Source organism: Vibrio sp. R11-SG3-ISO9 (assembly GCF_059834255.1).
Genome location: NZ_JCBDGU010000043.1, coordinates 434,087 through 459,750, shown reverse-complemented (window position 1 = coordinate 459,750; position 25,664 = coordinate 434,087). Strand labels below are relative to the sequence as shown.

The following is a 25,664-nucleotide window of genomic DNA, read 5'->3' as shown; positions in this document are numbered from 1 at the left end:
AACGAGGGTAACTATGACTAAGTCTGAATTAATTGAAAGACTATGCGCTGAGCAAACGCATCTTTCTGCAAAAGAAATTGAAGACGCTGTAAAAGACATTTTAGAGCACATGGCTTCAACATTGGAAAGTGGTGATCGAATCGAAATCCGTGGTTTTGGTAGCTTCTCGCTGCACTACCGTGAGCCTCGCGTTGGCCGTAATCCAAAAACCGGTGACAAAGTAGAGCTGGATGGTAAATACGTTCCTCACTTTAAACCAGGTAAAGAGCTACGCGAACGAGTAAATACAGGAATGTAGATTACTTATCGGAATTTTGAAAAGCGGCATACTACAATGTATGCCGCTTTTTTATGACCATAATATGGTGGTCTGATAAGTAATTTTCCTGCATAATCGTACTGCTAATTAACCAATGAGTGATGAATATGAAAATTATAAAAATAGTCGCTGTTATTGCACTTTTCCTAATTGCACTGGCTTTAGGCTCTCAAAACCAAACTATCGTGAACTTCAATTATCTGCTTGCCCAAGGTGACTTCCACCTATCTACATTACTTGGTGTAGTGTTTGTATCGGGTTTTGTTCTAGCATGGATTGTGTTTGGTAGCATGCACATGAAATCTCAGCTACAGATCCACCGTTTAAAGAAAAAGCTAAACAAGCAATCAAAGCAAGTCGCTGTAGAATCAAAAGCTTGATAGCTGAGAAAGGCTAATACTGAATGTTAGAGTTACTGTTCTTACTTTTACCCATTGCTGCGGCTTATGGCTGGTATATGGGTAATCGTAATGCTCAGCAAGAAAAGCAAAAGCAATCTCATCAGATATCTCGTCAGTATGTGACAGGTCTGAACCTACTTTTGTCAGATCAGTCGGATAAAGCGGTTGACCACTTTATTGAACTGCTTCAAGTTGACAACGAAACGATAGATACACACCTCGCGTTAGGTAACCTATTTCGTTCTCGAGGAGAGGTTGATCGCGCTATTCGTATCCACCAAAATCTTATTTCCCGCTCCGGTCTTACGATTGACCAAAAAAATCTCGCACTACAGCAACTCGCAAAAGACTATATGGCATCGGGTTTTTTAGACCGAGCAGAGAAAATCTTTGAGCAACTCGTCGATGAACCAGACCATAAAGAGAGTGCACTTCAACAACTGGTTTCTATCTATCAACAAACCCGAGAATGGAACAAAGCCATTCAATACGGTAATGTGCTAATCAAAATCAGTAAGAAGAAGCTTAAGATGCGTGCCACGGTTGCTCATTTCTGGTGTGAAATGGCAATGCAGGAGCAAGCCGAAGGTAACAAGTCCAAAGCGATACAACACTTTAAGAAAGCACTCAGTGAAGATCCTAAGTGCGTCAGAGCCAGCATAGCATTGTCCAAAATTCATCTGGCAAATGAAGAGTACAAGAAGGCGATAGAGTACCTTGAATCTGTTGTTGATCAAGACATCGACTTTATTAGTGAAGTACTTCCAACTTTAGCTGACTGTTATCACCACTTGGGACAGGAAGCTCAGCTTGTCGAATTCCTTAAAGTTTGTATTCATAAAAAAGCAGGCGTATCTGCTGAGTTAATGTTGGCCCAGCTAGTTGCACAGCATGAAGATATCGGCTCTGCTCAGGAACTTTTGACCAAACAACTTCTTAAAAACCCAACGATGAAAGGCTTTTATCGATTGATTGATTATCATATTGCAGAAGCTGAAGAGGGGCGAGCTAAGAACAGCTTAACCACGTTACAATCTATGGTTGGTGAACAACTGAAAATGAAGCCTCACTACCGTTGTAGGAAGTGTGGTTTCTCGACCCACTCTCTATATTGGCACTGTCCTTCGTGTAAGGGGTGGGGGACGATCAAGCCGATCCGTGGCCTTGATGGTGAATAAATTTATGGTCAATGTTAGACCAAATTAAATAGTGCAGCTTTCGGGCTGCATTTTTATGAGTAAAATTTAAGACAATAAACTGCGTTAGGAGATGAAATGAACGATCAAAAAATCATTGTAGCCCTGGATTACGACAACCAAGCAGATGCTTTGGCCTTTGTCGATCGAATCGATCCAGCATCTTGTCGCCTAAAAGTAGGTAAAGAGATGTTTACTTTATTCGGACCAGAGTTTGTACGTGAGCTACACAAGCGTGGTTTCTCGGTTTTCTTAGATTTGAAATTCCACGACATTCCAAACACATGTTCTAAAGCAGTTCGTGCAGCAGCGGAAATGGGTGTTTGGATGGTGAACGTTCATGCTGGTGGTGGTGAGCGTATGATGACGGCATCACGCGAGATTCTTGAACCTTACGGTAAAGATCGTCCATTGCTGATTGGTGTGACTGTACTGACAAGCATGGAGCAACAAGATCTTGCTGGTATTGGTCTTGATATTGAGCCACAGAAGCAGGTGATGCGTCTCGCTAACCTAACTAAAAATGCAGGCTTAGATGGTGTTGTTTGCTCTGCGCAAGAGGCGTCATTACTAAAAGGTGAGTTGGGCCAAGAGTTCAAATTGGTGACTCCGGGCATTCGCCCTGTAGGTGCTGATGTTGGTGACCAGAAGCGTATCATGACGCCTTCTAAAGCGATTGAATCAGGTTCTGACTACTTAGTTATTGGCCGCCCAATCACTCAGGCTGCTGATCCAGCTGAAGTGTTAAAGAATATTAACAATGAATTGTTACATATGAATAACAACTAATTATTCTGTAGGTGCATGGTTTATCTCGTTTAATAAAATTAGCAAACGATTAAACCGTGCACCTTGTAGTGATATTCACTATATAACTCCCTTTCTATAACTTTCCTTTCTAAAATATATACTTATCAACATATTCCTTCGGTTTTATATTTACTTATTCTAATTGTGGTCTAAATAAACCGACACATATTGTGGTTTTACATAACGATTTTCTCAAATTAACTATAATAATATGACTTGAGTCGATTATTTTTAATGTTAATTGGATGTAATTGTTTAATTCAATATTCTTATGAACTAGAGTTTACGAACTGAAATCTCATCGGACCAGTGTGTGGGTTGGTGATTGTCCACAGGATGTGGTTTAAATGTAATTAATTGGTATGGAGTACTTCCAATTGTTAGCTTATATATTGAGGCGTTTATTGCTTGTCATTCCAACATTTATAGGAATAACAATCTTGATTTTTGCCATTACTCGCTTCGTCCCGGGTGGTCCGGTAGAAAGAATGCTGTCAAAAATGCATTCAGGAACTGACAGTGCGGCAGTAAGCGTTGTGGGTAATAATTCATCACTATCAGATGATCAGATTGCAGAACTCAATGCCTTCTATGGATTAGATAAACCTATATTAGAATCTTATGTTAATTGGCTGTCTAAGATTGTCGTATTAGATTTTGGTGAATCAACTCGTTATTACGAGCCAGTGAGTGACATGATTGCTGAACGTTTACCAATCTCGTTGTTTTATGGAGGAATGACGTTCTTTATTAGTTACTTTATATCAATTCCACTTGGATATTATAAAGCGATCAAACATGGTTCAGTATTTGATTCTACGTCTTCAATTTTAATATTTATTGGTTACGCGTTACCCGGATATGTTGTTGGCGTTTTTCTAATCACATTGTTTGCCTATAACCTTGATTGGTTTCCTATGGGAGGATTCGTCGGGGATGATTTTGAGGACTATGAAAATTGGGTAGACCAAATTAAGGACATCATGTGGCATGCCGTACTTCCTCTCATTTGTTATTTGATTGGCGATTTTGCGACGCTCACGATGACAATGAAAAATAACCTTATGGAAAACCTCTCTGCTGATTATATTAGAACAGCCATAGCGAAGGGGTTACCGTTTAAGCAAGCGGTTAAAAAACATGCTTTACAAAATAGCTTAATTCCGATAGCGAGTCATTTTGGTAACTCATTATTATTCTTTATGTCCGGTTCTTTCTTAATTGAAGTTATCTTTAATATCGATGGTATTGGCTTATTAGGTTATGAATCAATAATGGAGCGAGATTATCCGGTTGTTATGGGAATTGTCGCTATTAACGCTGCGATGTTGATGATTGGTAATATTGTTTCTGATCTATGTGTTGCCGCTGTCGACCCAAGGGTGAGGTTTGGCGCATGATAAGACTAACCCCACTAACACAGAAAAAGATTAAACACTTTAAAGAGATAAAACGTGGATATTGGTCACTTTTGATCCTGAGTTTCCTACTTATTTTTTCAATCTTCGCTGAGTTTTTTATTAACAGTAAAGCACTCCTCGTTAGCTACAAAGGCGAATGGTCATTTCCTGTTCTCTCAGACGTAAGGCCAGGGACAGACTTCGGGCTAAGCTATGCGAGTGAGGCTGATTATAGAGATCTGAAACAGATTTTTGAGGATGAAGGCGAGGGTAACTTTGTCATCATGCCTATTGTGCCTTGGAACCCTTATGAGCAGGACTTTTCTGGGGACTTCCCACCACTAGCACCGAGTATTGAGAGTAAACATTATTTAGGCACGGATGCGATAGGGCGAGATATTTTAGCGCGTTTAGTTTATGGCTTTCGTATAGCGATGGGGTTTGCCTTAATGACCATGGCCATCTCTTATGCGATTGGTACTGTGGTCGGGTGTTGTATGGGCTTCTTTGGTGGCAAGTTTGATTTGTTTGTTCAGAGGCTAATAGAGATTTGGTCGATGGTGCCGTTTCTGTACGTGATTATGATCTTAGTCTCGATAACCCAGCCAACGTTTACCTTGTTTGTCGCGATTAATGTTTTGTTCGGCTGGATGGGAATCACTTGGTATATGAGAACTATGACATATAAAGAGTCTGCTCGCGAATATGTCATGGCAGCCCGAGCGTTAGGTGCTTCGACGACGCGTATTCTAGTGCATCATATCTTACCCAATACTATGGTTATGATAGTGACTTTAGCGCCATTTACGATTGCTGCTAACATTACCGCATTAACGGCACTCGACTATCTAGGGCTTGGATTAATGCCTCCTACGCCTAGTTGGGGTGAATTACTACAGCAAGGGAAATCGAATCTAGATGCTCCTTGGATTGTGATCTCAGTTGTCGGAGCCATCGTGGCAGTTTTAGTCATGGTGACATTTATAGGTGAAGCGATACGCTCGGCATTTGATCCCAAAAAGTTCACACGTTACGTATAAGCCTAGATTCAGACATTTACAGGAAGTATCCAATTACAGGAAGTATCCAATTACAGGATGTAATTATGAATAGAACACTCTCAATATGTATTTCAGCGTTGATGGCGGGTTTATCCACATCAGCTTTCTCGCAAACCACTGCTTTACCGCAGGGCGTTGAATGGTTGTCTAACAACAATGAACCACTTTTTGCTTCACAAGATGCGATACGCGGCGGCACCTTACGTACATTCATGGCCAGTTTTCCTCAGACCTTGCGTAGCGTTGGGCCAGACGCAAATTCAGGGTTACGTCATTACTTTATGGATGGTGCCCCAAAGCTTGCTCAGCGACACCCTAATACGGGCAAGTGGATTCCACAGTTAGCGACTGATTGGGCGTTCTCTGAAGACAACAAAACGGTCTACTTTAAGCTTGATCCCAATGCGACATGGTCTGATGGAGAGAAAATAACGGCAGATGACTATCTGTTTATGCTCACTTATTATCGCTCTAAAGATATCGTCGACCCTTGGTATAACGATTTCTTTTCAACGTCCATTATTGATGTGATTAAAGTAGATGAATACACCATTGCCGTAGAAACCGCTGTTGAGCAGAGCCAAGACGCTTTAATGGTGTTGATCAATATGCCAAGTAACGGCTTTCAACCAAGACCAAAACACTATTTTGCGGATGAGAAAGATGCAAATAATGACGGTATGGTTGATAACTTTGTTCGTAAATATAACTTCAAGAGTGAACCCACAGCAGGCCCTTATTACCTAGATAAAGTTAAAAAAGGTAAGAGTGTTACCTTCAAACATGTCGGTGAAAAGTGGTGGGGCTATTCAAATCGCTATTATCAGAATCGCTACAATGTCGATAAGGTGCGTATTACGGTTATTCGTGACTTTGATATCGCGCTAAAGCACTTTGAAAAAGGTAAATTGGATTACTTCGATTTCGTACTCCCTGAATATTGGCATGGGAAATCTGACTCCCAAGGCTTTAAAGATGGTTACATCCAGAAATTTTGGGGGTTCAATCAAACACCGCAAGGTGCCGGTGGTTTGTGGATGAATACTGCGCAACCATTGCTCGATGATATCAATGTTCGTAAGGGCATTATGCACGCTACCGACTATGACGGAATGATTAAAAACATCATGCGTGGTGACTACTCTCGTAAGCCACATGGGCTCGGGTTTGGACATGGAAAATACGATAACCCAACGAATAAAGCGCCAGAATTTGACCCTCAGGTAGCGGCTGAGCACTTTGCAAAAGCCGGCTTTGACACCATTGGTTCTGATGGTATCCGTATCAATAAACAGGGTCAGAGGCTTTCGTTTGCTATCACCTACGGTTACAACGCATGGACGCCAAGAATTGCGTTTCTCCGAGAGCAAGCCAAGTTAGCGGGTCTCGACTTTACCCTTAACTTGGTCGATGGGTCATCGGCGTTTAAATACATTCTAGAGAAAAAGCATCAATTGGCTTTTCTCAATATGGGCTCGGGTGAAATCCCTTCTTACTGGGAGTATTTGCACTCAGACAACGCCAATAAACCGCAAACCAATGCACACACTAACTACAGTAGTCCTGAACTGGATAAATTGATAGAAGCGTATGATGCTGAGTTTGACCAAGCTAAGCGTTATCAACTCTCGTATCAGATTCAAGATTACGTTACACAGGCTAATATCATCGTTCCAGGCTATATGGTGCCGTATTCACGCGCTGCGCATTGGCGCTGGGTCCAGTATCCAGAGAACCCAATGACTAAGCAGACAGAGTCTATCTTCCACCCGATGGATATTGGTAGTTTCTGGATAGATCCTTCACTGAAGAAAGAGACGCAAGCATCGATGAAGTCAGAGAAAACCTATACTCCGGTTTCATTTGTTGATGACCGTTTTAAGTTGTGACGGATGCTTGTATGACTATGGAATATAAACAAGATCCTAATTGCGATGTGGTGTTGGAAGTAAAAGATCTAGAAGTTACTTTTGCTACTGACTCGGAAGTCGTTCAGGTACTGCATGGCGTCAGCTTCAAAGTTAAAAAAGGCAAAACTCTAGGTCTGGTTGGAGAGTCTGGTTGTGGTAAAAGCGTCACATCCATGTCGATTATGGGTCTGCTACCTAAGCCTTATGGTCAGATTGTCGGTGGGGAGATTCTTTATAACAATCAGGATCTCGTTACCTTGCCACCCGATTCTATGTATGAAATGCGAGGTAACTCGATCTCTATCATCTTCCAAGATCCAATGACGGCACTTAACCCGGTACATAGTATCGGTAAGCAGCTAATGGAGGTGCTAGCGCTTCATCGACCTGAGTTGAAGAAAGCTGATAGAAGACAATATGCGATCAAGATGTTGGAAAAGGTCAAAATTCCAATGCCAGAGAAACGTATCGACGAATATCCGCATAACCTATCTGGTGGGATGAGACAACGCGTAATGATAGCTATGGCTCTTGCATGCAAACCAGACGTGTTGATTTGTGACGAACCAACCACGGCTCTAGATGTTACGGTTCAAGCCTCTATTTTAGAGCTGATGAGAGATCTACAACAAGAGACCGGCATGGCGATGTTGTTTATTACTCACGATTTAGGTGTTGTTGCAGAGGTGTGTGATGACGTAGCTGTCATGTATGGAGGGCGAATTGTTGAGTATGCAGATGTATTCGAGCTGTTCGATTACCCGAAACACCCTTATACAAAGCGTTTACTGGGTTTAATGCCAAGTTTGGATCATCCACCAAAGCAACAAATAGAGATAAAACCTATTGATACTTCATTGTTCCCTGAGTTTAAGGGGTAGCTTAATGTCAGAAGTATTAAGAATCGAAAACGTAACTCAGCATTTTGTCTCTGGAAAAAGGTTGTTCTCAAAAGGGTATGTGATTAAGGCCGTTGACGGCGTCTCTTTTTCTCTGCACCAAGGGCAAACCTTGGGGCTAGTTGGGGAATCAGGGTGCGGAAAGAGCACATTGGGACGAACAATATTGAAGTTGTTTGAACCAACATCTGGACGAATTTTCTTTGAAGGAAAAGACATCACTCATTGGAAAGCTCGGGAGATGAGACCACTTCGTAAAGAGATGCAGATTGTCTTTCAAGATCCGATGGAGTCTCTCAATCAACGGCATACCATCGGTATGATTTTGGAAGAGCCCTATATTATCCATAATGTCGGTACCAATAAAGAGCGCAAGCAGTGGGTATTAGAGTTGTTGGATAAGGTGGGTTTGGCCAGAGAGTCGGTTGATCGTTACCCTCATGAGTTTTCTGGTGGACAACGTCAACGTATCGGAATCGCTCGGGCCATCGCTCTAAAACCTAAATTGCTTATTTGTGATGAGTCCGTCTCAGCGTTAGACGTGTCGGTACAAGCACAGATTATTAACTTGCTATTAAATTTACAGAAGGAGATGAATCTAGCAATTATTTTTATTTCTCACGATCTTTCTGTTGTTAAACAGGTTTCGGATGACGTCGCTGTAATGTATTTTGGTAAGATTGTGGAATATAGCTCTGCAATGGAAATATATAATAACCCTAAAAATGAATATACAAAGAAACTACTTTCAGCAATACCAATAACACACCCTAATCGTAGGAAGCGTACAAAGAGAAAATAGCATTAATACAATTCTGTACAAAATAATACAAAGAAAATTTGTAATTCAATTGTAAAGTAATTTGGCAGCAAGGTTCTGTTGCTAAAAAGTCTATCGATATTTAGTGATAAATATTGAGGTGTTTGTTCACTCAAAATTTGATGGATTATTTAAATAAGTTCAATGACTGAACTTAACATTCATGGAAGTTAAAAAGCATGCATAACACAATAAAGTGGAAGGTGAAGCCGATCGCAATATTGTTAAGCACTATGTTTACTTTTTCTGTTTACGCAGAAGGCGATAATAGTGTTGATAATATTAACGATAAAGCTGAATCAACACAAAATGAAAACGATGCATCTTGTATAACTTGTAATATCAGCGGATCCGTTACTGCTGGTTATTCGACAAATATATACAACAAAGATGACTATCGAGCAGATCGAAGCTTCTCATGGGATGGCACACTGAAATATAAACTCTCCGAAAATATGAAGGCATATATATCTTCGGGTGGATATCGAGCACTAGACGATGAAGTAGGGACATACGCTACTGATTCGGTTATAGGGCTAAGCCACTCTAAGTTATATGAGTTTGGGGAGAGTGGAAAAATAGGTGCAAGTGGGCAATTTACTATTCCCACCTCTGAAGCGTCTCGTAACGATAAGTTACAAACCGCATTCAGATTAGCTGTTCCAATCAGTTTCGAGCACTGGGGAGTGAATTTTAATATATCGCCCCGACTTAGAAAGAATTTTCATAAATATAAAACTTATGGTGGTAAGTCTCTGACTGAATGGACGTACTCGCTATTTACTGGTGCGAGTTACAGCTGGGACAAATTAACTTTGGGAATTGATGCCTTAGGCGGAAATACCATTAGTTACAAAGGAACTAGACGTGATTCGGTCGACTATGGCGGTTCTATCTATGGAGCGTATGACTTTAACGACAATTGGTCATTTACGCTAGCTGCCGCAACGTCAGGCGCATATGCAGATGCAGAACGAGGCACACTGGGCAATATCGATCTATTCGATGCAGACAAAGCCTCTTACTCAGCAGATATAACATTCTCATTTTAGGGAAATAAAAATAATAAAAGGATTCAATATGGACTTTAAAAAGATTGCATTAAGCTCCGCAATTACGGCTATTTTGGCTGGGTGTGGTGCTGATGACCAAGCATACGAGCTTCAAGAGCGAGATTCTAAGGAAGTTGCAGTACAAGACCTTAAAGACGGCCGTTGGTTTTATGTTCCAACGACAGGTGCTGCACCACGATTTGCATTAAACCAATTTCCGTTCCTACAAGGTATGGGACGCTATGTAGAACTCTGTTATACCAAAACTGGTTTAGAGGTGCGTGCATTTGATAAAAATTACCCTGACTCTTCGTTACCAAAAGACGAAAACAATTATTGTGCAGAGCAAGATATCGTCGGCAGTGATGATCTTGTTAACTTCGCGCAAGTATTAGAAATTCCGGGCGACTTTGCCGCTTACCGCTGTAAGGAAGATGCGTATGACGACTGTACTAATACCGAAGAGATAAATGAAGATAAAAGCTTAGACTATCGTAAGAAGACTCACTTCACGCCTAAACCAGAAGAGCTGATCGTATCTGAGTTTAACTGGGAAGATCTGTATGGTTTGAAGGATGGTATTACAGAGCAGGGAACCGCAAAAGTGATTTCTTGGGACTTTGATCCTGAGAACGGTATTCTCAATTTCGAGTTAGAGCGCACTTTCCAAGTCGATTTAGATAACCTTTCTGACTACATTAATTTTTCAACTAAATCTGGCTTAGAAGAAGCATTGGTTGATGGTGCCTTCAAGGCGCGTTTCTATTACTCATTGGTTCATGAAAGCGTAGTTGCTTCGGATAACTACCAACCTGTGATGTACCCAGTCGGTGATGAAAATGATATTGGTTTTTTCACTACACAAACGAAAAAGCTCAACCCGATCACCAACAAGTATGATCGTGATGTTGTTTATCTGAATCGATTTAACCCAGACAACGGTACGATCAAATACTATCTGACGGACAACTTCTTCGAAGATAAGAATAAGCTTTTCTTAGACTCGACTATTCAAACCATCGACAAAATGAACAAAGCGCTGTCTTTGTTTGGTAATGATGCTGGCAAACCAGCGATTGAAATTGTCAACTCAGCGGCGCCAGCAGGTATACACCCGGGTGATCTGCGCTATAACATCATTAACTTGGTTGACGAGCCTCTAGCGAATGGTCTGCTAGGTTATGGACCTTCGGTAGCTAACCCGATGACGGGTGAGATCATTAAAGCGCATGTTAACCAATATGCGGGTGTAGCAAGAACGGGTGTGCCTTATTATTGGGATAACCTAGCACGTTTTTACAACCGAAATGAGTTGTCTCTGAATGGTTTACCAGCACTGCCGACTGAAGGTGATTCAGCTCCTGCCGTTGCTGAAGTAGAAAGCCGTATTCAACAGTTATCGACTATGGCAGCAATGTCTAAGTTACCTAAAGTTGATGACGTAGCGCCAGCCTTGACTAAAGAAGAGCTGACAGGCGATCGAACACCTTCACAAGCTCCGACCATTCTTACCAAAAACTTCAGTGACGATATGGACTTTGAAGATGTCGTAGCGGCTGAAGAGAACCGTCTGGCATTCTGGTCTGAAAACAATGCATACCCAATTGAAGCGTCGTGGGTCTCTTCAACCAGTAAAGCGATGCTTGATAACCTTAAGTTCGATGACGACCGCTACTTTAACATCAAGGTTGATGATAATGGCGTTGAAACATCACGAGAACTACGACGTTGGAAGTACTTACCAAAAGATCTTCAACAAGAGGCTGCTGATGCGATAACCGTTGCAACATACAGCAATACACTTGTTCATGAATTGGGTCATAACGTTGGTTTACGTCATAACTTCAAAGGTTCGAACGACAAGGAAAATTACTACACCCTAGAACAGGCTCATGCTCTTGGTCTAAATAATATTCCAGCTTACAGCTCAACCATGGACTATGCACCAAGCATGTTGGATGAAACGCCAACATGGGGTCTATATGATATTGCAGCGTTTAAGTTTGGTTATGGGCGTAAAGTAGAAACCATTCAAGACTCTTCATCTGCCATGCCAGCGGCGGTTGCAAATCCAGGTGATGAAGGTACTGACGAAGAGAAAGCAGCTTATCAACAATACCTTGCGGATCTACAGGCGTATCAGCAAAGCTTTGCCAACCGTTTTGGCAACAATGTGGACAATGACTCATTGATGGTATGTAGCGAAATCATGGCGTTATCGGGCGATCAAGCTGGCAAGTCTCTTTATAACTGTGACTTCAGTCGTTTCGATATTGCCGCGTTAAGTGATGATCCTGAAGATTATGCAAAAACGCGATATGGTGTACTTTACTACTTAGATAATGTACACAATATCGAACGTAAGAGTTACGGTTTCTGTACCGATGGTAACGTTTCTCTTAACAGTGATTGTAACCGTTTTGATGAAGGTACAAGTCTTAACGAGATCGTTGCATATGAATGGCAGAGCTACTTAGACAGCTATGATCGCCGTAACCTTGCAGAATACAGCACCAATGGTTTGTATTCTTCGGATTACCCTGGCTATATTGTTCGTCGTTATCGTGAGATGACATCAATCCGTGACAAGATGGAAGATCTAGAACGCATTGATGATCTATACAATAACCTTGGTTACACATCTTCCACGGATAAGCCGGGTGATTTCTTACTGCGATTAGCTTCTAACGAGACTTACTGTACAACACCAGGCGCTGAAGCAAACTATTGGTTCTGTGACTATGCAGATGGCGCTAAGAACGCAGCAGCATACTTCTTGGATGTGTTAGCGACGCCAGAACATCAGTGTGTGATTCAAAATGCCAGCGGTGATCAAAAAGTAATTTCATTTGGTCAGCTTCTTAACAACAACTCTCACTTGTTACCTGCAAACTACGATTTGATTGATGCGAACTGTTTTGATGAGCAAGCTGCTAAATTTATCGAAGATGCAGATAGTGGGTATACAGCTGTTGCAGAGACGAAAAATGGGCGTTTCCTGAATTCAATTGGTAGCTTTGATCCTGATTACCCTTGGTCAAATGCAGTATCTGTACTAGGTAGCTGGCCAGACAAAGCGTTAGCAAGTTATTTCCTAGCTCGTCGTTACTCAAATCGTTATACCGATGAAGTGAGCTTCGCATCACTATTAGATCTTCCTGGAGTGCAAGAGCAGTACGAAGATATCATCTCAAACATGATCTCAAACGAAGGCTTAAATACACCGGTAGAGTTGGTTGATGCTGAGGGTAAAGCCTACACCAACCTAAATGGCGTTGATGTAAACCTTCACATTACGGAGAAGATGGAATCACTCTCTCCAATGCCGCGAGGTATTGAGCGATTCTTTGGAATCTCTGGTCGAGACCGTCAACGTATTGGTGATTTGATTTTGAGCATGGGTGTCGATGAAATGCAATCGAATGACTACACGGTGAAATCTTTAGGTAAGGCTCAGTTGGATGCATTTACGAAACAGCAAGACCGCTACGGCTTGATTGCAGGAGAAAAAGTTGAGTTTGTCATTGACGGCGAAACTTACGTGGCGACCAAGGCAAACAAACTGGCTTATGAATATGCCAACCAGTTAGTCAGCTCTGATGGCTACGCGTTGAAAGTCTACCTAGATAACTATGATTCTACGGAACTTGCAACGATTGTGACCAATGTTGAAACAGCATGGGGTCCTTTCAGAACCGATATCCTGCCTCAATATCATGATGCCGTTTTGTTACTTGATGCACCGATGGTGAATGCTATGAAGACGAACATTGATGTTGATATCGCAGCAGGAGTCTTAAGCTTTGCAACGTCGTTTAACAACTTTGTCGACGCAGGTATTGCTTCGGGCGACGTTGTCTACGACGCATCAGCAGGTACTGTTCAGTATAAAGGTGGTGAAGCTCAGCCGGTTTCAAAAGCATATGCTGCATACTCTGATGCGATGATTCTAATCTTTAATGACTTAGGTGATTCTATGATGTCGGCTGTAGATAACCTATATGCGGGCTATGTTGCGGCTTCAGATGCAGACAAAGACCTGTGGGCTAAAGATCTTAATATGATCAAAGCCTACCAGAGTGGTGACATTGCGAGCGTTGCAGGTAAGTATTACGAATTGCTTGATCGCTTGCCAAATGCTGAAGATTTTTAACGGGTAAATTTCCATTAGAAATAACAAAAGGCTCGCATTTGCGAGCCTTTTCTTTTGTACGTTAATATTCCAGTTGGACGTCACTAAGCAGCGATAACTGGAGCGCCACTATGGAATTTAAAGTCGCTGTCGTCAGATGTAATGAGCTCCGCTTCTACACGTGCGAAGTGAGCGACACGCTCGGAAATATCCTTACCCGCGATTTGTTCAGCAAGCTCTAGATAATCTTGGTAGTGACGAGCCTCTGAACGAAGAAGAGACACGTAGAACTTCTCCATATCTTCTTCTAGGAAAGGTGCGAGCTTTGCGAAGCGCTCACAAGAGCGTGCTTCAATAAAGGCACCAATAATCAATTTGTCCACTAAAGCGTCTGGTTCGTACGTTTTCACATGTTTAATCAAGCCTTTTGCGTAGCGACCCGCTTCGATAGGTTGATATGTGACACCTTTCTTTTCCATTAGCTCCATCACTTGGTAAAAGTGGTGCAGTTCTTCTTTGATCAGCAGTACCATTTTGTCGATGAGATCGTCGCCATAAGCACAACCTTCTTTGGCTGTGATCTGCTTTGATGCGTTGCTCTTACCACGCAGCGATTCCAAATCTCCCTTGCGACGGTAGGCGAACTCTTCGTATGGCTTAATCCACTCATTTAGCTGAATTGCACTTTCTTTATCAACCGCATATTTGCGAATCAGAAATAGGGCACTCTGAGCAGCTTTTAGCTCACACAACATGTGATCACGTAAAATGATATGCAGGTTTTCTGGCTTTTTGGCTTCGTCGATCCAAGAGTCTGGCGTTTCGGCTTTTAGAAAGGAGTGAATAGGAGCTAATAGTTCTTGATACATGCTAGAGCTTGAGTAGTTTTGGAAAAACGAGATATTACCACAGGAACATTAAGGTTAGGAGGGGCTTTCTTGGTGTAAAAAAGGCCGCCAGTGAGGCAGCCTTAGGGAGTTGTATTAGATGAGAGGGATTACCACTTCTTCTTCTGACCAAATAGCGCATCCATATCGTCTTCGCGTTCTTTGGACTCCATTTGTTGAAGCTCTTGTGCGTTGCGATCTTGGCGCTTTTGATCAAGTTCGTTCAGCATCTCTTGTAACTTCTCACGAGCCTGGTTCGAATATGGGTCATTTTTCGTGGTCAGTGCGTCAATACCCTTACGAAGCAGTTGAATAGCTGTACCGGGTTGGCCGCGAGCAATTGAGTCGTTAGCACGCTTAATTACGTTCTCGATGTTGATTCGAATCTGGATAGTCTCTAGGCGAGCATTCTCTGCAACGTAAGCTTGAGTTTCAAAACGACCCTTATTGTGTTCACTGCGAATGGTATCACGTAGGCGTTTAACCAACTTCAACATCATAATGGCTTGCTTGTCACTACTAGGGACGCGGAAAGCAGTGCTTTCACCACCTTGATAGTTCTCTTTTAGCTGAGTGATCTGTTGTTTCACACTCTCAATGCGTTGGGCAAGTTGTTTGTTTTTGGGATCCAACTCATACATGTTTTCAAGCGAATCGAGGATACGTGTGTTTAAGCACACCAGCAGGTCTTGGCTAAACGGCATGTGATGCGCGTTACCAATCAGCTCTTCCGTTCCATCGATAATGGTCAAATAACGAGAAGATTCCTGTTTCTTCGCTGTTTCCACCTTAACTTTGTACTGAAGCATGATGTTGTAGCCCAATACCAACACCAAAAGAATGGCTACTAAGGCAATAATTAAACCAATATTCATATAATTGCGTCTGCTTGTTGTGTTCTATCGCTAACTTCAGAGGATACACGATTCCATAGAGTATCTACACCCGTAAATCGCTTATCTGCCTTGTAAATTTTGATTTGCCATTATCTCTTGTTCATGTTGCTACGTAATCAAAAAGTGAAAACTATTTACTGATAATGAGGGATTGATTACAAAGGAGTGGCGACGGTTTCATATCAGGCTCTATAAAAACTCAATTTTCCTATCATTTTTGCCAGTAAGGCGTTATAACTATTTATTATATTCGCTAAGTTTAACTCGCTTACTTTCTTAATAAGTTAGCACTGAAATGAGTAAAGGATTACGAGGTCACCGATGAAGTTACAACAACTGAAGTACATTGTTGAAGTAGTCAACCATAACCTGAATGTCTCTGCGACAGCTGAGAGTCTTTATACGTCTCAGCCGGGCATCAGTAAGCAAGTTCGTTTGCTTGAAGACGAATTAGGTATCCAGATCTTCGAGCGTAGTGGCAAGCACCTGACTCAAGTGACGCAAGCAGGTGAAGACATTGTTCGAATCTCGCAGGAAATTCTTGCTCGCGTCGAGAGTATCAAAGCGGTAGCTGGCGAACATACTCACCCAGAAATGGGTACTTTGAACATCTCTACAACCCATACACAAGCGCGTTATGCGCTACCTGACGTGATTAAAGGCTTCACCGCTCGTTACCCAAAAGTATCACTTCACATGCACCAAGGCACGCCAAGTCAGATGTCAGAAGCTGTGGCGAAGGGTACTGCGAACTTCGCAATTGCAACAGAAGCTCTTCATCTCTATCAAGATGCGATTATGTTGCCGTGCTATCACTGGAATCGTTCAATCGTGGTGACGAAAGACCACCCGTTGGCACAAAAACAGAAAGTAACCATCGAAGACTTAGCGGCATACTCGCTAGTGACCTATGTATTCGGTTTTACTGGTCGTTCAGAACTCGACACTGCGTTTAACAAAGTCGGATTAACGCCACGTGTTGTGTTTACTGCAACCGATGCCGATGTAATTAAGACTTACGTGCGTATGGGGATTGGTGTTGGTGTTATTGCGAGCATGGCGATTGATGCGGAACAAGATACAGACCTAGTTGCGATTGATGCGAGCCACCTATTTGGTGCGAGCACGACCAGTATCGGCTTCCGTCGTGGTACCTTCTTACGTTCGTACATGTTCGATTTTATGGAACGTTTTGCACCACACTTAACGCGCCCTGTCGTTGAACAAGCGATTTCGTTGAAATCAAATGAAGAAATTGAAGAGATGTTTAAAGACATCGAACTTCCAGTAAGATAGATATTATGATGTTCAGGCCTGCCTTTTGAGTAGGCCTGATTACTATCAGCTGTCCACCAATACTTTCTATTTGCATGGCTTCCACCTACAATCCCTCCATTACAGGGGGCCGCATGCAATCCAAATTCCAAATTCTTGATTCTTTTCTTCATCAACACCAAGTTTATTGGCGTTCTGAGCCGTTCCATCTTTGCCAACAAGATGAGCTTCCTTGGCGTCGCCACAATCAACCTCTGTTTACTTGGCTACAATCGCTTAGTAACGACCAGGTCTTGGCTTTCAAAGAGCAGCCAGCGTCTCTAATAGAAGAGTTGAACGCATTTTTCCCTGATTTATCTCGAGTTGTTGAGGCTGTTGAGCTATCGACATTGGAGAGAAAAGGGTTAGATCTCCCTAAAGGGACGGACACTGGAATCCCTGGGCGTAAGCTCGAGCAGATCATGTCGATGAGTGAAGCCGTATTGGACCATCATAAAGGGACGGAGTGGCTTGAATGGTGCTCTGGTAAAGGGTTCCTTGGAAGAATCTTATCGCAACAGTCGCAGCAACAAGTGACCAGTTTTGAATGGCAGCAATCGCTGTGTGACAGTGGCCAAGCGATTGCTGATGCGCAGCAACTGCCGATGCAATTCGTGCAAGGGGACGCTTTTTCTGAGGACTCCGATAAGGTGTTTAACCACAATCAACATGCAGTAGCACTCCACGCTTGTGGTGATTTGCACGTCACCTTGCTCAATAAGGCGGTGAACCACTCGCTTCCAGCGGTTACGGTCTCACCGTGTTGTTACCACTTGATTCAGTCGGAACGCTATCAAGCCATGTCAAAATTGGCTCAGTCTGCACAACTTTCTCTTTCGAAATCTGACCTGCGAATTCCATTGCAGGAAACTGTCACTGGAGGAGAGCGTGTTAAGAGGCATCGTCAATTGGAGATGAGCTTTCGATTGGGCTTTGGTCAGTTGATTAAGCGTGAGCTTGGGGTTTTAGAGTATTTACCAGTTCCGAGCATCAAAAAGTCAGAGCTGTCTCAGGGGTTTGAAGCATTTTGCTGGTGGGCCGCGAATCAAAAAGAGATCGTTTTACCTAGCGAGCTAGATTTCGAGTTATATGAAAGGTTAGGTGAGCAGCTTTTCTGGAATATGGAGCGACTGAGTTTGGTACAGCAAGTGTTTAGAAGACCATTAGAGATGTGGCTAGCTTTGGATAGGGCGCTCTACCTAGAGGAGCAGGGCTACCAAACGTCGATTGAACAGTTTTGCGAAAGACACATCACGCCACGTAATATTCTGATTCGAGGTTGGAAGGCGGATAGCTAAAGTAGACGCCAACTAGTGTTGCCAGCTATAAGATATAAAAAAGCCAGCTTGAAAAGAGTCAAGCTGGCTTTTACATTTCTAGTCAGTCAAAACTGTCTAGCAATCTACTTAGTTGAACATTGCGATAGCTTCAGCTGGATCTACGTATTCTAGGTCAAAGCTCTCTGCAACTTCTTTGCAAGTTACTTTACCGTGGATAACGTTTAGACCTTCTAGGAAGCCTTTGTCTTCTAGAAGCGCTTCACGGTAGCCTTTGTTCGCTAGTTTAACAATGTAAGGAAGTGTTGCATTGTTTAGTGCGAATGTTGAAGTGCGAGCAACGGCACCTGGCATGTTAGCAACACAGTAGTGAACTACGTCGTCAACGATGTAAGTTGGTTCTGCGTGTGTTGTTGCGTGAGAAGTCTCGAAACAACCGCCTTGGTCGATTGCAACGTCAACGACTGCTGCGCCTGGCTTCATCTTAGCGATGTGCTCTTTAGTCACTAGTTTAGGAGCAGCTGCGCCTGGGATTAGTACAGCGCCGATAACTAGGTCAGCTTCAAGAACGTGCTTCTCGATAGCGTCTTCAGTAGAGTAAACCACTTTAGCGCGGCCTTGGAACTCTTCATCTAGGCGACGAAGTGTATCAACGTTACGGTCTAGGATAGTTACGTCTGCACGTAGGCCAACAGCCATACGAGCTGCGTTAGCACCTACTACGCCGCCGCCGACAACAACAACTTTTGCTGGCTCAACACCTGGAACGCCGCCAAGTAGAAGACCACGACCGCCGTGAGATTTCTCAAGAGTTTGTGCACCCGCTTGAATAGACATGCGACCTGCAACTTCAGACATTGGCGCTAATAGTGGCAAGCGACCCATATTATCTGTTACAGTCTCATAGGCTACGCAGACAGCTTTGCTCTTGATAAGCTCTTCAGTTTGTGGAAAATCTGGTGCAAGGTGTAAATAAGTAAATAATATTTGCCCTTCACGAAGCATAGCTCGCTCGACAGCTTGAGGTTCTTTAACCTTTACAATCATATCTGCTTTCGCGAATACGTCAGCAGCAGTAGGAAGAATGGATGCGCCTACAGCGATGTAATCATCGTCTGAAAAGCCGATACCGTTGCCGGCATTGGTTTCAACAAAAACTTGGTGACCATGTGAGATTAGTTCTCTCACGCTAGCTGGGATCATACCAACACGGTACTCGTGGTTTTTGATTTCCTTAGGTACGCCAATAATCATCCTGAATCCTCATTTTATTTTGGTTGTATAATCTATAGTAGTTGTATTAACTGTGTGTAGGGTAATTCTGTCGAATTAATATCTAGTATAGATATGTTGAGATAAAATTTGATACTGAATATTAAAAAGTTGTAGTATATTTTTTTGCAAGGAAGTAATAAGGTGGAATAAAAAATGGCAGACAACTATAAGAAGCCGTCCAAGGAACTAGACCGTATCGACCGCAACATTCTTAATGAGTTGCAAAAAGACGGTCGTATTTCGAACGTTGAACTCTCAAAACGTGTGGGTCTTTCTCCGACTCCGTGTCTTGAACGTGTTCGTCGTTTGGAGCGTCAAGGGTACATTACAGGGTATACAGCGCTGCTTAATCCTCAGTACTTAGATGCATCACTATTGGTGTTTGTTGAAATCACATTGAACCGCGGTGCGCCAGATGTGTTTGAACAATTTAACACTGCCGTTCAAAAACTAGACGACATCCAAGAGTGTCATTTAGTGTCGGGTGACTTTGACTATCTTCTAAAAACACGTGTATCAGATATGGGTGCTTACCGTAAACTTCTAGGTGATACGCTATTGCGTCTACCTGGTGTTAACGACACTCGTACTTACGTGGTAATGGAAGAAGTGAAACAAACCAACCAGCTGGTGATTAAAACTCGTTAATCATCAATGGTCGAACAGCAAGAAAGCGGAACTTAGTTTCCGCTTTCTTGCTTTCTGGAATTGGGTTTTTCCGTTTGATATGGTTAAATCAACAGTAGTTTTTATCAAACACATTTATAAAGCTGGTTTATGTTCAAAGAGAGCGGCAACAAAGTCGAAACAATCATCAAAACGAGTGAAGAGCCTCAGTCTTCTCGTTTGACGGGTACCCAACGCTTAAGAGAGTGCAGCCTGATTCTAGGTGTACTGTTCTCAATTCTTCTTGCCGTCGCATTGCTGACTTTTAATCCGGCAGATCCATCTTGGTCTCAAACGGCTTGGGGTGGCGACATTCAAAACGCAGGCGGCTATGTTGGTGCTTGGTTAGCTGACACCCTGTTTTTTGTCTTTGGTTCTCTAGCTTACCCTCTGCCTATTCTTATTACGTTGGCGGCATGGGTTCTTTTCCGCAAGCGCGACGAAGATGAAACCATCGACTTCATGCTATGGGGTACTCGCTTACTTGGCCTCACGATTCTTCTATTAACCAGCTGTGGTTTGGCAGATATCAACTTTGACGATATCTGGTACTTTTCATCAGGTGGTGTGATTGGTGATGTACTAACTAGCTTAGCGTTGCCGACATTAAACATTTTAGGTTCTACATTAGTATTGCTCTTTTTGTGGGGCGCGGGCTTTACTCTATTAACAGGTATCTCTTGGTTAAGCATTGTTGAATGGTTAGGTGATTCTGCAATCCGTCTATTTACCGCCCTTGTGAACAAAGTGCGTGGCCACGACCAAGAGGTAATGGAACCAGAACTGAGAGAAACAGAGCAGCACGACGAGTTACAACTTGAGGCGTCGAATCTGCCAATTGAGGGTGTTGCTGAAGAGATTGAAGAAACCAATGACCCACTGACGAGCGATCCTAGCCTACACTTCTCGGCAACTGCTGAACTAGAAGTGGAAATGCCTGTGGCAGAAGAGCCTAAGCGTCACTTCAATATTCATATGCCTGAAAAAGCGCCTGAAGCTGCAGTTAAAACATCTCCTACAGAACCAGCTGCGTTTATGCAAGAGTTCGTTGAGCCTCAACCAATAGAAGCACCTAAGCCAGTTGAAAGAGCTGAGCCAGTTTATCATGCACCGGAAGAGCCATTGGAAGAAGGTGTAGAACGCTCTAAGCAGCTGAATGCGACTATTGAACAACTAGAGCATGCTGCGATGGATGAGGATGACTTAGCCGAGCAAGCGCAAGCAGAAGCTCATCATTCGCAAGCTGCTTATCAAGAGTACATGCAAGAGCAGCCTGCTGAGCCTCAGGCTGCGCCAGAGCCTGTTGCTGAACAAGAACCCGAATATATTGCGGAGCCGTTACAAAACAGTGAACCAGTAGAACAAGTCTCGTTTACCTCGGACCCAGAGCCAGAAGTTGTGCCAGAACCTATGTTCATTGAACAACCTGCTGCTGATAATGAGATTGCTGAAGAAACTGCTTTTGAAGAGATACCTCGTCAAGAATCTAGTATTAACGAAAGTCATTGGAACGAAACGGATACTGAAGTAGATAAAGTTGAAGAGCAGGCGATTGACTTGCCTTGGGAAGAAGTAACGGAAGAAGAACCTGCACACCCAGACCAAGATGTTGCGGCGTTCCAGAATATTGTTTCTGAAGCTCAGGCGAATATGGCGGCGGCGCAAAACCCGTTCTTGGTTCAAAAAGAGCCTAATCTGCCTAAGCCAACGTCACCGATGCCGACCCTAGAACTACTTTATCACCCTGAGAAGCGTGACAACTTTATTGACCGCGATGCTCTAGAAGATATCGCTCGTCTGGTTGAGTCAAAGCTCGCTGACTACAAGATTAAAGCTGAGGTGGTGGATATTTTCCCTGGCCCAGTTATTACTCGATTTGAACTTGATCTTGCACCGGGTGTGAAAGTGAGTCGAATCTCAAGTCTATCGATGGACTTAGCACGTTCATTGTCTGCGATGGCAGTACGCGTAGTAGAGGTTATTCCGGGCAAACCATACGTAGGTTTAGAGCTACCCAACATGAGTCGACAAACAGTCTTCTTCTCTGATGTGGTGGGTAGTCAGCAGTTTATTGATGCTAAATCACCAACAACAGTCGTGATGGGCCAAGACATCGCGGGTGAAGCGGTTATTGCTGATATCGCAAAAATGCCTCACGTGCTGGTGGCCGGTACCACGGGTTCGGGTAAATCGGTGGGTGTGAACGTAATGATCTTGAGTATGCTGTATAAAGCAACGCCTGAAGATTTGCGCTTCATTATGATCGACCCGAAAATGCTCGAGCTGTCTATTTATGAAGGTATTCCACATCTATTGTCAGAAGTGGTTACCGATATGAAAGATGCTTCTAACGCACTGCGCTGGTGTGTGGGCGAGATGGAGCGACGTTATAAGCTAATGTCGGCGCTAGGCGTACGTAACATTAAAGGTTACAACGATAAGCTGAAAATGGCGGCGGAAGCGGGACACCCAATTCATGACCCATTGTGGCAAGCTGGCGACAGTATGGACCCTGAGCCTCCATTGCTTGAAAAACTGCCTTACATCGTTGTGGTTGTCGATGAATTTGCCGACTTAATGATGGTGGTGGGTAAGAAAGTTGAAGAACTCATTGCACGTTTAGCTCAGAAAGCACGTGCAGCGGGTATTCACTTGATTCTTGCAACGCAGCGCCCATCGGTTGATGTAATCACTGGTTTGATTAAAGCGAATATCCCAACTCGTGTCGCGTTCACCGTATCGACGAAAACAGACTCTCGTACTATCTTGGATCAAGGTGGCGCAGAATCGCTTCTAGGTATGGGTGACATGCTCTATCTACCACCGGGCTCTAGTCATACCATTCGTGTTCATGGCGCCTTTGCATCAGATGATGATGTACATGCTGTTGTAAACGACTGGAAAGCTCGTGGTAAGCCGAACTACATCGATGAAATCACCAACGGTGAACAGACCCCAGAAACTCTGCTTCCGGGAGAAAAAATGGAAGGCGATGAAGACGTCGATCCATTGTTTGATCAGGTTGTTGAGCATGTAGTTCAGTCACGTCGCGGTTCAGTGTCGGGTGTTCAGCGTCGATTTAAGATCGGTTATAACCGTGCAGCTCGCATTGTTGAGCAGTTAGAAGCTCAAGGTATTGTGAGCCCACCGGGGCACAATGGTAACCGTGAAGTCTTGGCGCCAGCACCGCCGAAAGAGTAATCGCTTAATTGCGTAGATAGGAACTCAACCCTTAATGATCGGTCATAGCTTTATGACCGATTTACCTTGTAACAGGATAATTAATGAAAAAAGCACTCGCACTTCTATTTATGAGTTTTTCCGTTTTCGCTTCACCGAAGGAAGAACTGAGCAACCGACTAGCGCTAAACGCAGGCTTTAGTGCTGATTTCAAACAGGTTGTCACAAGCCCTGATGGCGATGTTGTCATGGAAGGAGAGGGTACAGTAGAAATTGCACGCCCAAGCTTATTCCGCTGGGAAACAACGTTCCCAGATGAAAATCTATTGGTCTCTGATGGTCAAAGCCTCTGGTACTATAGCCCGTTCATTGAGCAAGTCAGTATCTACTGGCAAGAACAAGCAACGGCGCAAACTCCATTTGTATTGCTTACTCGCAACCAACAGAGTGATTGGGATAACTACGATGTAACCCAATCGGGTAACCAATTTACACTCAAGCCAACGGCTGTTGATTCGAATCAAGGGAATTTCCAAATTCAGATCAACGACAAAGGCATCGTTCAAGGCTTTAATGTCATTGAGCAGGACGGTCAAAAAGGTGAGTTCACATTCAGTAATGTTGAACTTGGTAAGCCAAGCAGTGATCGTTTTACTTTCGTCGCCCCAGAGGGTGTCGAAGTTGACGACCAAAGAAACTGATTCTTTAGTGTTGTCCAATTTAATAGCGAATCAAGAGATAGCCATTGAGTAACTACAGTTTAGACTTTTCGGGGGACGAAGATTTTCGTCCCCTTGCTGCTCGTATGAGACCAGAAACGGTTGAGCAGTACATCGGTCAACAGCATATTTTGGGACCGGGTAAACCTCTGCGTCGAGCGCTCGAAGCTGGTCATATTCACTCCATGATCTTGTGGGGGCCACCGGGTACCGGAAAGACGACTTTAGCCGAGGTGGCTGCGAATTATGCCAATGCTGAAGTCGAGCGAGTGTCAGCAGTTACTTCGGGTGTGAAAGACATTCGCGTAGCGATTGATAAAGCTCGTGAGAACAAGCAAGCGGGTCGTCGAACTATTTTGTTTGTGGATGAGGTGCACAGGTTCAACAAAAGCCAACAAGATGCGTTTTTACCACATATCGAAGATGGCACCGTTACCTTTATTGGAGCGACAACCGAAAACCCGTCTTTCGAACTCAATAACGCTTTGCTCTCGAGAGCGCGTGTCTACAAACTGACTTCTCTCAATACTGATGATATCTCTCTAGTTATTCGCCAAGCTATTGAAGATAAAAAGCGTGGCCTAGGTGATGTGAGTGCCCACTTTGCAGACAACGTATTAGATCGTTTAGCTGAGTTAGTGAATGGCGATGCTCGCATGTCACTGAACTATCTTGAGCTACTTTACGATATGGCTGAGGATGACGAGCAGGGCAGCAAGTCAATTACGCTTCAATTGCTAGCAGAAGTCGCTGGTGAGAAAGTGGCTCGTTTTGATAACAAAGGCGATATTTGGTACGACTTGATTTCAGCAGTACATAAGTCCATTCGTGGCTCAAACCCAGATGCTGCATTGTATTGGTCGGCACGTATGATTGCTGCTGGCTGTGATCCCTTGTACATCGTGAGACGTCTATTGGCGATTGCCTCAGAAGATATCGGTAACGCTGACCCAAGAGCCATGCAGGTTGCGATTTCGGCTTGGGATTGCTTTACTCGTATTGGCCCTGCAGAAGGCGAACGCGCGATTGCTCAAGCGGTTGTCTACCTTGCTTGTGCACCAAAGAGTAACGCTGTTTACACTGCTTGGAAGCAGGCGCTTACCGATGCACATAACTTACCTGAGTACGAAGTGCCTCATCATTTAAGAAATGCGCCAACAAATTTGATGAAGGACATGGGCTATGGGCAAGAATACCGTTATGCTCATGACGAACCTGGGGCTTACGCGGCAGGGGAAAAGTATCTGCCACCAGAAATGGGTGAGCGTCAGTACTATTTCCCAACAAAACGAGGCTTAGAGACCAAGATTGGCGAGAAGCTAGATTATCTGGCGGATTTGGACGCAAAAAGCCCACAAAAACGCTATGAAAAGTAGCCTTTTTTGGATATCTTAACCTAGTCATAAAATTCAGATTAAATCGTTAAAAAATGATGAAATATTCATCAATT

General features: G+C 43.4%; 20 protein-coding genes. 17 read left to right on the top strand and 3 right to left on the bottom strand.

Going from position 1 to position 25,664, the window contains the following annotated elements:
• The first annotated feature begins 13 nt into the window (after positions 1-13).
• The 11 genes from ihfB to AC6R05_RS15615 all read left to right on the top strand — a co-directional run bounded on the left by ihfB (position 14) and on the right by AC6R05_RS15615 (position 14,021).
• Entirely contained in the window at positions 14-298 is a 285-nt protein-coding gene (ihfB, locus tag AC6R05_RS15665; protein WP_032552067.1) for an integration host factor subunit beta, read from the top strand.
• A gap of 128 nt (positions 299-426) precedes the next feature.
• Positions 427-699 (top strand): LapA family protein, encoded by a 273-nt coding sequence (locus AC6R05_RS15660; RefSeq protein ID WP_032552068.1) that lies wholly within the window; start codon positions 427-429, stop codon positions 697-699.
• A gap of 23 nt (positions 700-722) precedes the next feature.
• A complete protein-coding gene (gene lapB, locus AC6R05_RS15655; RefSeq protein WP_500647933.1) occupies positions 723-1,898 on the top strand; it encodes a lipopolysaccharide assembly protein LapB in 1,176 nt (391 codons plus the stop codon).
• 96 nt (positions 1,899-1,994) lie between these two features.
• Positions 1,995-2,705: an orotidine-5'-phosphate decarboxylase gene (pyrF, locus tag AC6R05_RS15650; protein ID WP_152469017.1), complete on the top strand. Its 711-nt coding sequence runs from the start codon at positions 1,995-1,997 to the stop codon at positions 2,703-2,705.
• Between the two features lie 398 nt (positions 2,706-3,103).
• A complete protein-coding gene (locus tag AC6R05_RS15645) occupies positions 3,104-4,126 on the top strand; it encodes an ABC transporter permease subunit (protein ID WP_150868951.1) in 1,023 nt (340 codons plus the stop codon).
• Positions 4,123-5,166: an ABC transporter permease gene (locus tag AC6R05_RS15640; protein ID WP_500647932.1), complete on the top strand. Its 1,044-nt coding sequence runs from the start codon at positions 4,123-4,125 to the stop codon at positions 5,164-5,166. The genes AC6R05_RS15645 and AC6R05_RS15640 overlap by 4 nt, the downstream gene beginning before the upstream one ends.
• Before the next feature lie 101 nt (positions 5,167-5,267).
• A complete protein-coding gene (locus AC6R05_RS15635) occupies positions 5,268-7,076 on the top strand; it encodes an extracellular solute-binding protein (RefSeq protein WP_500647957.1) in 1,809 nt (602 codons plus the stop codon).
• 17 nt (positions 7,077-7,093) lie between these two features.
• Positions 7,094-7,978, top strand: a complete 885-nt coding sequence (locus AC6R05_RS15630) for an ABC transporter ATP-binding protein (protein ID WP_500647956.1) — start codon at positions 7,094-7,096, stop codon at positions 7,976-7,978.
• Positions 7,979-7,982: 4 nt separating this feature from the next.
• Positions 7,983-8,798 carry an ABC transporter ATP-binding protein gene (locus tag AC6R05_RS15625; RefSeq protein WP_285467332.1) on the top strand — a complete coding sequence of 272 codons (816 nt, stop codon included), beginning with the start codon at positions 7,983-7,985 and terminating at the stop codon, positions 8,796-8,798.
• A 197-nt stretch (positions 8,799-8,995) separates the two neighbouring features.
• Positions 8,996-9,868: a hypothetical protein gene (locus tag AC6R05_RS15620; RefSeq protein ID WP_285467331.1), complete on the top strand. Its 873-nt coding sequence runs from the start codon at positions 8,996-8,998 to the stop codon at positions 9,866-9,868.
• 28 nt (positions 9,869-9,896) lie between these two features.
• Positions 9,897-14,021, top strand: a complete 4,125-nt coding sequence (locus AC6R05_RS15615) for a M66 family metalloprotease (RefSeq protein WP_500647931.1) — start codon at positions 9,897-9,899, stop codon at positions 14,019-14,021.
• A gap of 83 nt (positions 14,022-14,104) precedes the next feature.
• On the opposite strand, the gene miaE is transcribed toward AC6R05_RS15615, so the two are convergent.
• Positions 14,105-14,869 carry a tRNA isopentenyl-2-thiomethyl-A-37 hydroxylase MiaE gene (gene miaE, locus AC6R05_RS15610; protein ID WP_500647930.1) on the bottom strand — a complete coding sequence of 255 codons (765 nt, stop codon included), beginning with the start codon at positions 14,867-14,869 and terminating at the stop codon, positions 14,105-14,107.
• 128 nt (positions 14,870-14,997) lie between these two features.
• A complete protein-coding gene (locus AC6R05_RS15605) occupies positions 14,998-15,762 on the bottom strand; it encodes a DNA repair protein (protein ID WP_150868945.1) in 765 nt (254 codons plus the stop codon).
• A gap of 342 nt (positions 15,763-16,104) precedes the next feature.
• Between AC6R05_RS15605 and cysB the strand changes: the two genes are divergently transcribed.
• Both cysB and AC6R05_RS15595 read left to right on the top strand, forming a co-directional pair.
• The gene (cysB, locus tag AC6R05_RS15600) at positions 16,105-17,079 is read left to right on the top strand and encodes an HTH-type transcriptional regulator CysB (protein WP_150894075.1); all 975 of its coding nucleotides are present in this window, start codon (positions 16,105-16,107) and stop codon (positions 17,077-17,079) included.
• 113 nt (positions 17,080-17,192) lie between these two features.
• On the top strand, positions 17,193-18,395 hold the full coding sequence (locus tag AC6R05_RS15595; RefSeq protein ID WP_500647929.1) for a methyltransferase: 1,203 nt from the start codon (positions 17,193-17,195) through the stop codon (positions 18,393-18,395).
• Between the two features lie 108 nt (positions 18,396-18,503).
• Here AC6R05_RS15595 and ald read toward each other — a convergent pair whose 3' ends face one another.
• Positions 18,504-19,628 (bottom strand): alanine dehydrogenase, encoded by a 1,125-nt coding sequence (gene ald / locus AC6R05_RS15590; protein WP_032552080.1) that lies wholly within the window; start codon positions 19,626-19,628, stop codon positions 18,504-18,506.
• 174 nt (positions 19,629-19,802) lie between these two features.
• Here ald and lrp point away from each other — a divergent pair, with 174 nt between their 5' ends.
• The 4 genes from lrp (at position 19,803) to AC6R05_RS15570 (ending at position 25,590) form a co-directional block, all read left to right on the top strand.
• Positions 19,803-20,297, top strand: a complete 495-nt coding sequence (gene lrp / locus AC6R05_RS15585) for a leucine-responsive transcriptional regulator Lrp (protein WP_004734558.1) — start codon at positions 19,803-19,805, stop codon at positions 20,295-20,297.
• A gap of 129 nt (positions 20,298-20,426) precedes the next feature.
• A complete protein-coding gene (locus AC6R05_RS15580) occupies positions 20,427-23,516 on the top strand; it encodes a DNA translocase FtsK 4TM domain-containing protein (protein WP_500647928.1) in 3,090 nt (1,029 codons plus the stop codon).
• A gap of 83 nt (positions 23,517-23,599) precedes the next feature.
• Complete coding sequence (lolA, locus tag AC6R05_RS15575) at positions 23,600-24,196, top strand: outer membrane lipoprotein periplasmic chaperone LolA (protein ID WP_500647927.1); 597 nt, start codon at positions 23,600-23,602, stop codon at positions 24,194-24,196.
• Positions 24,197-24,240: 44 nt separating this feature from the next.
• Positions 24,241-25,590, top strand: a complete 1,350-nt coding sequence (locus AC6R05_RS15570) for a replication-associated recombination protein A (RefSeq protein ID WP_500647926.1) — start codon at positions 24,241-24,243, stop codon at positions 25,588-25,590.
• The last annotated feature ends 74 nt before the right edge of the window (positions 25,591-25,664 follow it).

What these genes read in the sequence shown, in the direction of transcription:
- ihfB (WP_032552067.1), top strand. Translation starts at nt 14, where the DNA reads ATGACTAAGTCTGAATTAATTGAAAGACTATGCGCTGAGCAAACGCAT.
- AC6R05_RS15660 (WP_032552068.1), top strand. Translation starts at nt 427, where the DNA reads ATGAAAATTATAAAAATAGTCGCTGTTATTGCACTTTTCCTAATTGCA.
- lapB (WP_500647933.1), top strand. Translation starts at nt 723, where the DNA reads ATGTTAGAGTTACTGTTCTTACTTTTACCCATTGCTGCGGCTTATGGC.
- pyrF (WP_152469017.1), top strand. Translation starts at nt 1,995, where the DNA reads ATGAACGATCAAAAAATCATTGTAGCCCTGGATTACGACAACCAAGCA.
- AC6R05_RS15640 (WP_500647932.1), top strand. Translation starts at nt 4,123, where the DNA reads ATGATAAGACTAACCCCACTAACACAGAAAAAGATTAAACACTTTAAA.
- AC6R05_RS15635 (WP_500647957.1), top strand. Translation starts at nt 5,268, where the DNA reads ATGGCGGGTTTATCCACATCAGCTTTCTCGCAAACCACTGCTTTACCG.
- AC6R05_RS15630 (WP_500647956.1), top strand. Translation starts at nt 7,094, where the DNA reads ATGGAATATAAACAAGATCCTAATTGCGATGTGGTGTTGGAAGTAAAA.
- AC6R05_RS15625 (WP_285467332.1), top strand. Translation starts at nt 7,983, where the DNA reads ATGTCAGAAGTATTAAGAATCGAAAACGTAACTCAGCATTTTGTCTCT.
- AC6R05_RS15620 (WP_285467331.1), top strand. Translation starts at nt 8,996, where the DNA reads ATGCATAACACAATAAAGTGGAAGGTGAAGCCGATCGCAATATTGTTA.
- AC6R05_RS15615 (WP_500647931.1), top strand. Translation starts at nt 9,897, where the DNA reads ATGGACTTTAAAAAGATTGCATTAAGCTCCGCAATTACGGCTATTTTG.
- miaE (WP_500647930.1), bottom strand. Translation starts at nt 14,869, where the DNA reads ATGTATCAAGAACTATTAGCTCCTATTCACTCCTTTCTAAAAGCCGAA.
- AC6R05_RS15605 (WP_150868945.1), bottom strand. Translation starts at nt 15,762, where the DNA reads ATGAATATTGGTTTAATTATTGCCTTAGTAGCCATTCTTTTGGTGTTG.
- cysB (WP_150894075.1), top strand. Translation starts at nt 16,105, where the DNA reads ATGAAGTTACAACAACTGAAGTACATTGTTGAAGTAGTCAACCATAAC.
- AC6R05_RS15595 (WP_500647929.1), top strand. Translation starts at nt 17,193, where the DNA reads ATGCAATCCAAATTCCAAATTCTTGATTCTTTTCTTCATCAACACCAA.
- ald (WP_032552080.1), bottom strand. Translation starts at nt 19,628, where the DNA reads ATGATTATTGGCGTACCTAAGGAAATCAAAAACCACGAGTACCGTGTT.
- lrp (WP_004734558.1), top strand. Translation starts at nt 19,803, where the DNA reads ATGGCAGACAACTATAAGAAGCCGTCCAAGGAACTAGACCGTATCGAC.
- AC6R05_RS15580 (WP_500647928.1), top strand. Translation starts at nt 20,427, where the DNA reads ATGTTCAAAGAGAGCGGCAACAAAGTCGAAACAATCATCAAAACGAGT.
- lolA (WP_500647927.1), top strand. Translation starts at nt 23,600, where the DNA reads ATGAAAAAAGCACTCGCACTTCTATTTATGAGTTTTTCCGTTTTCGCT.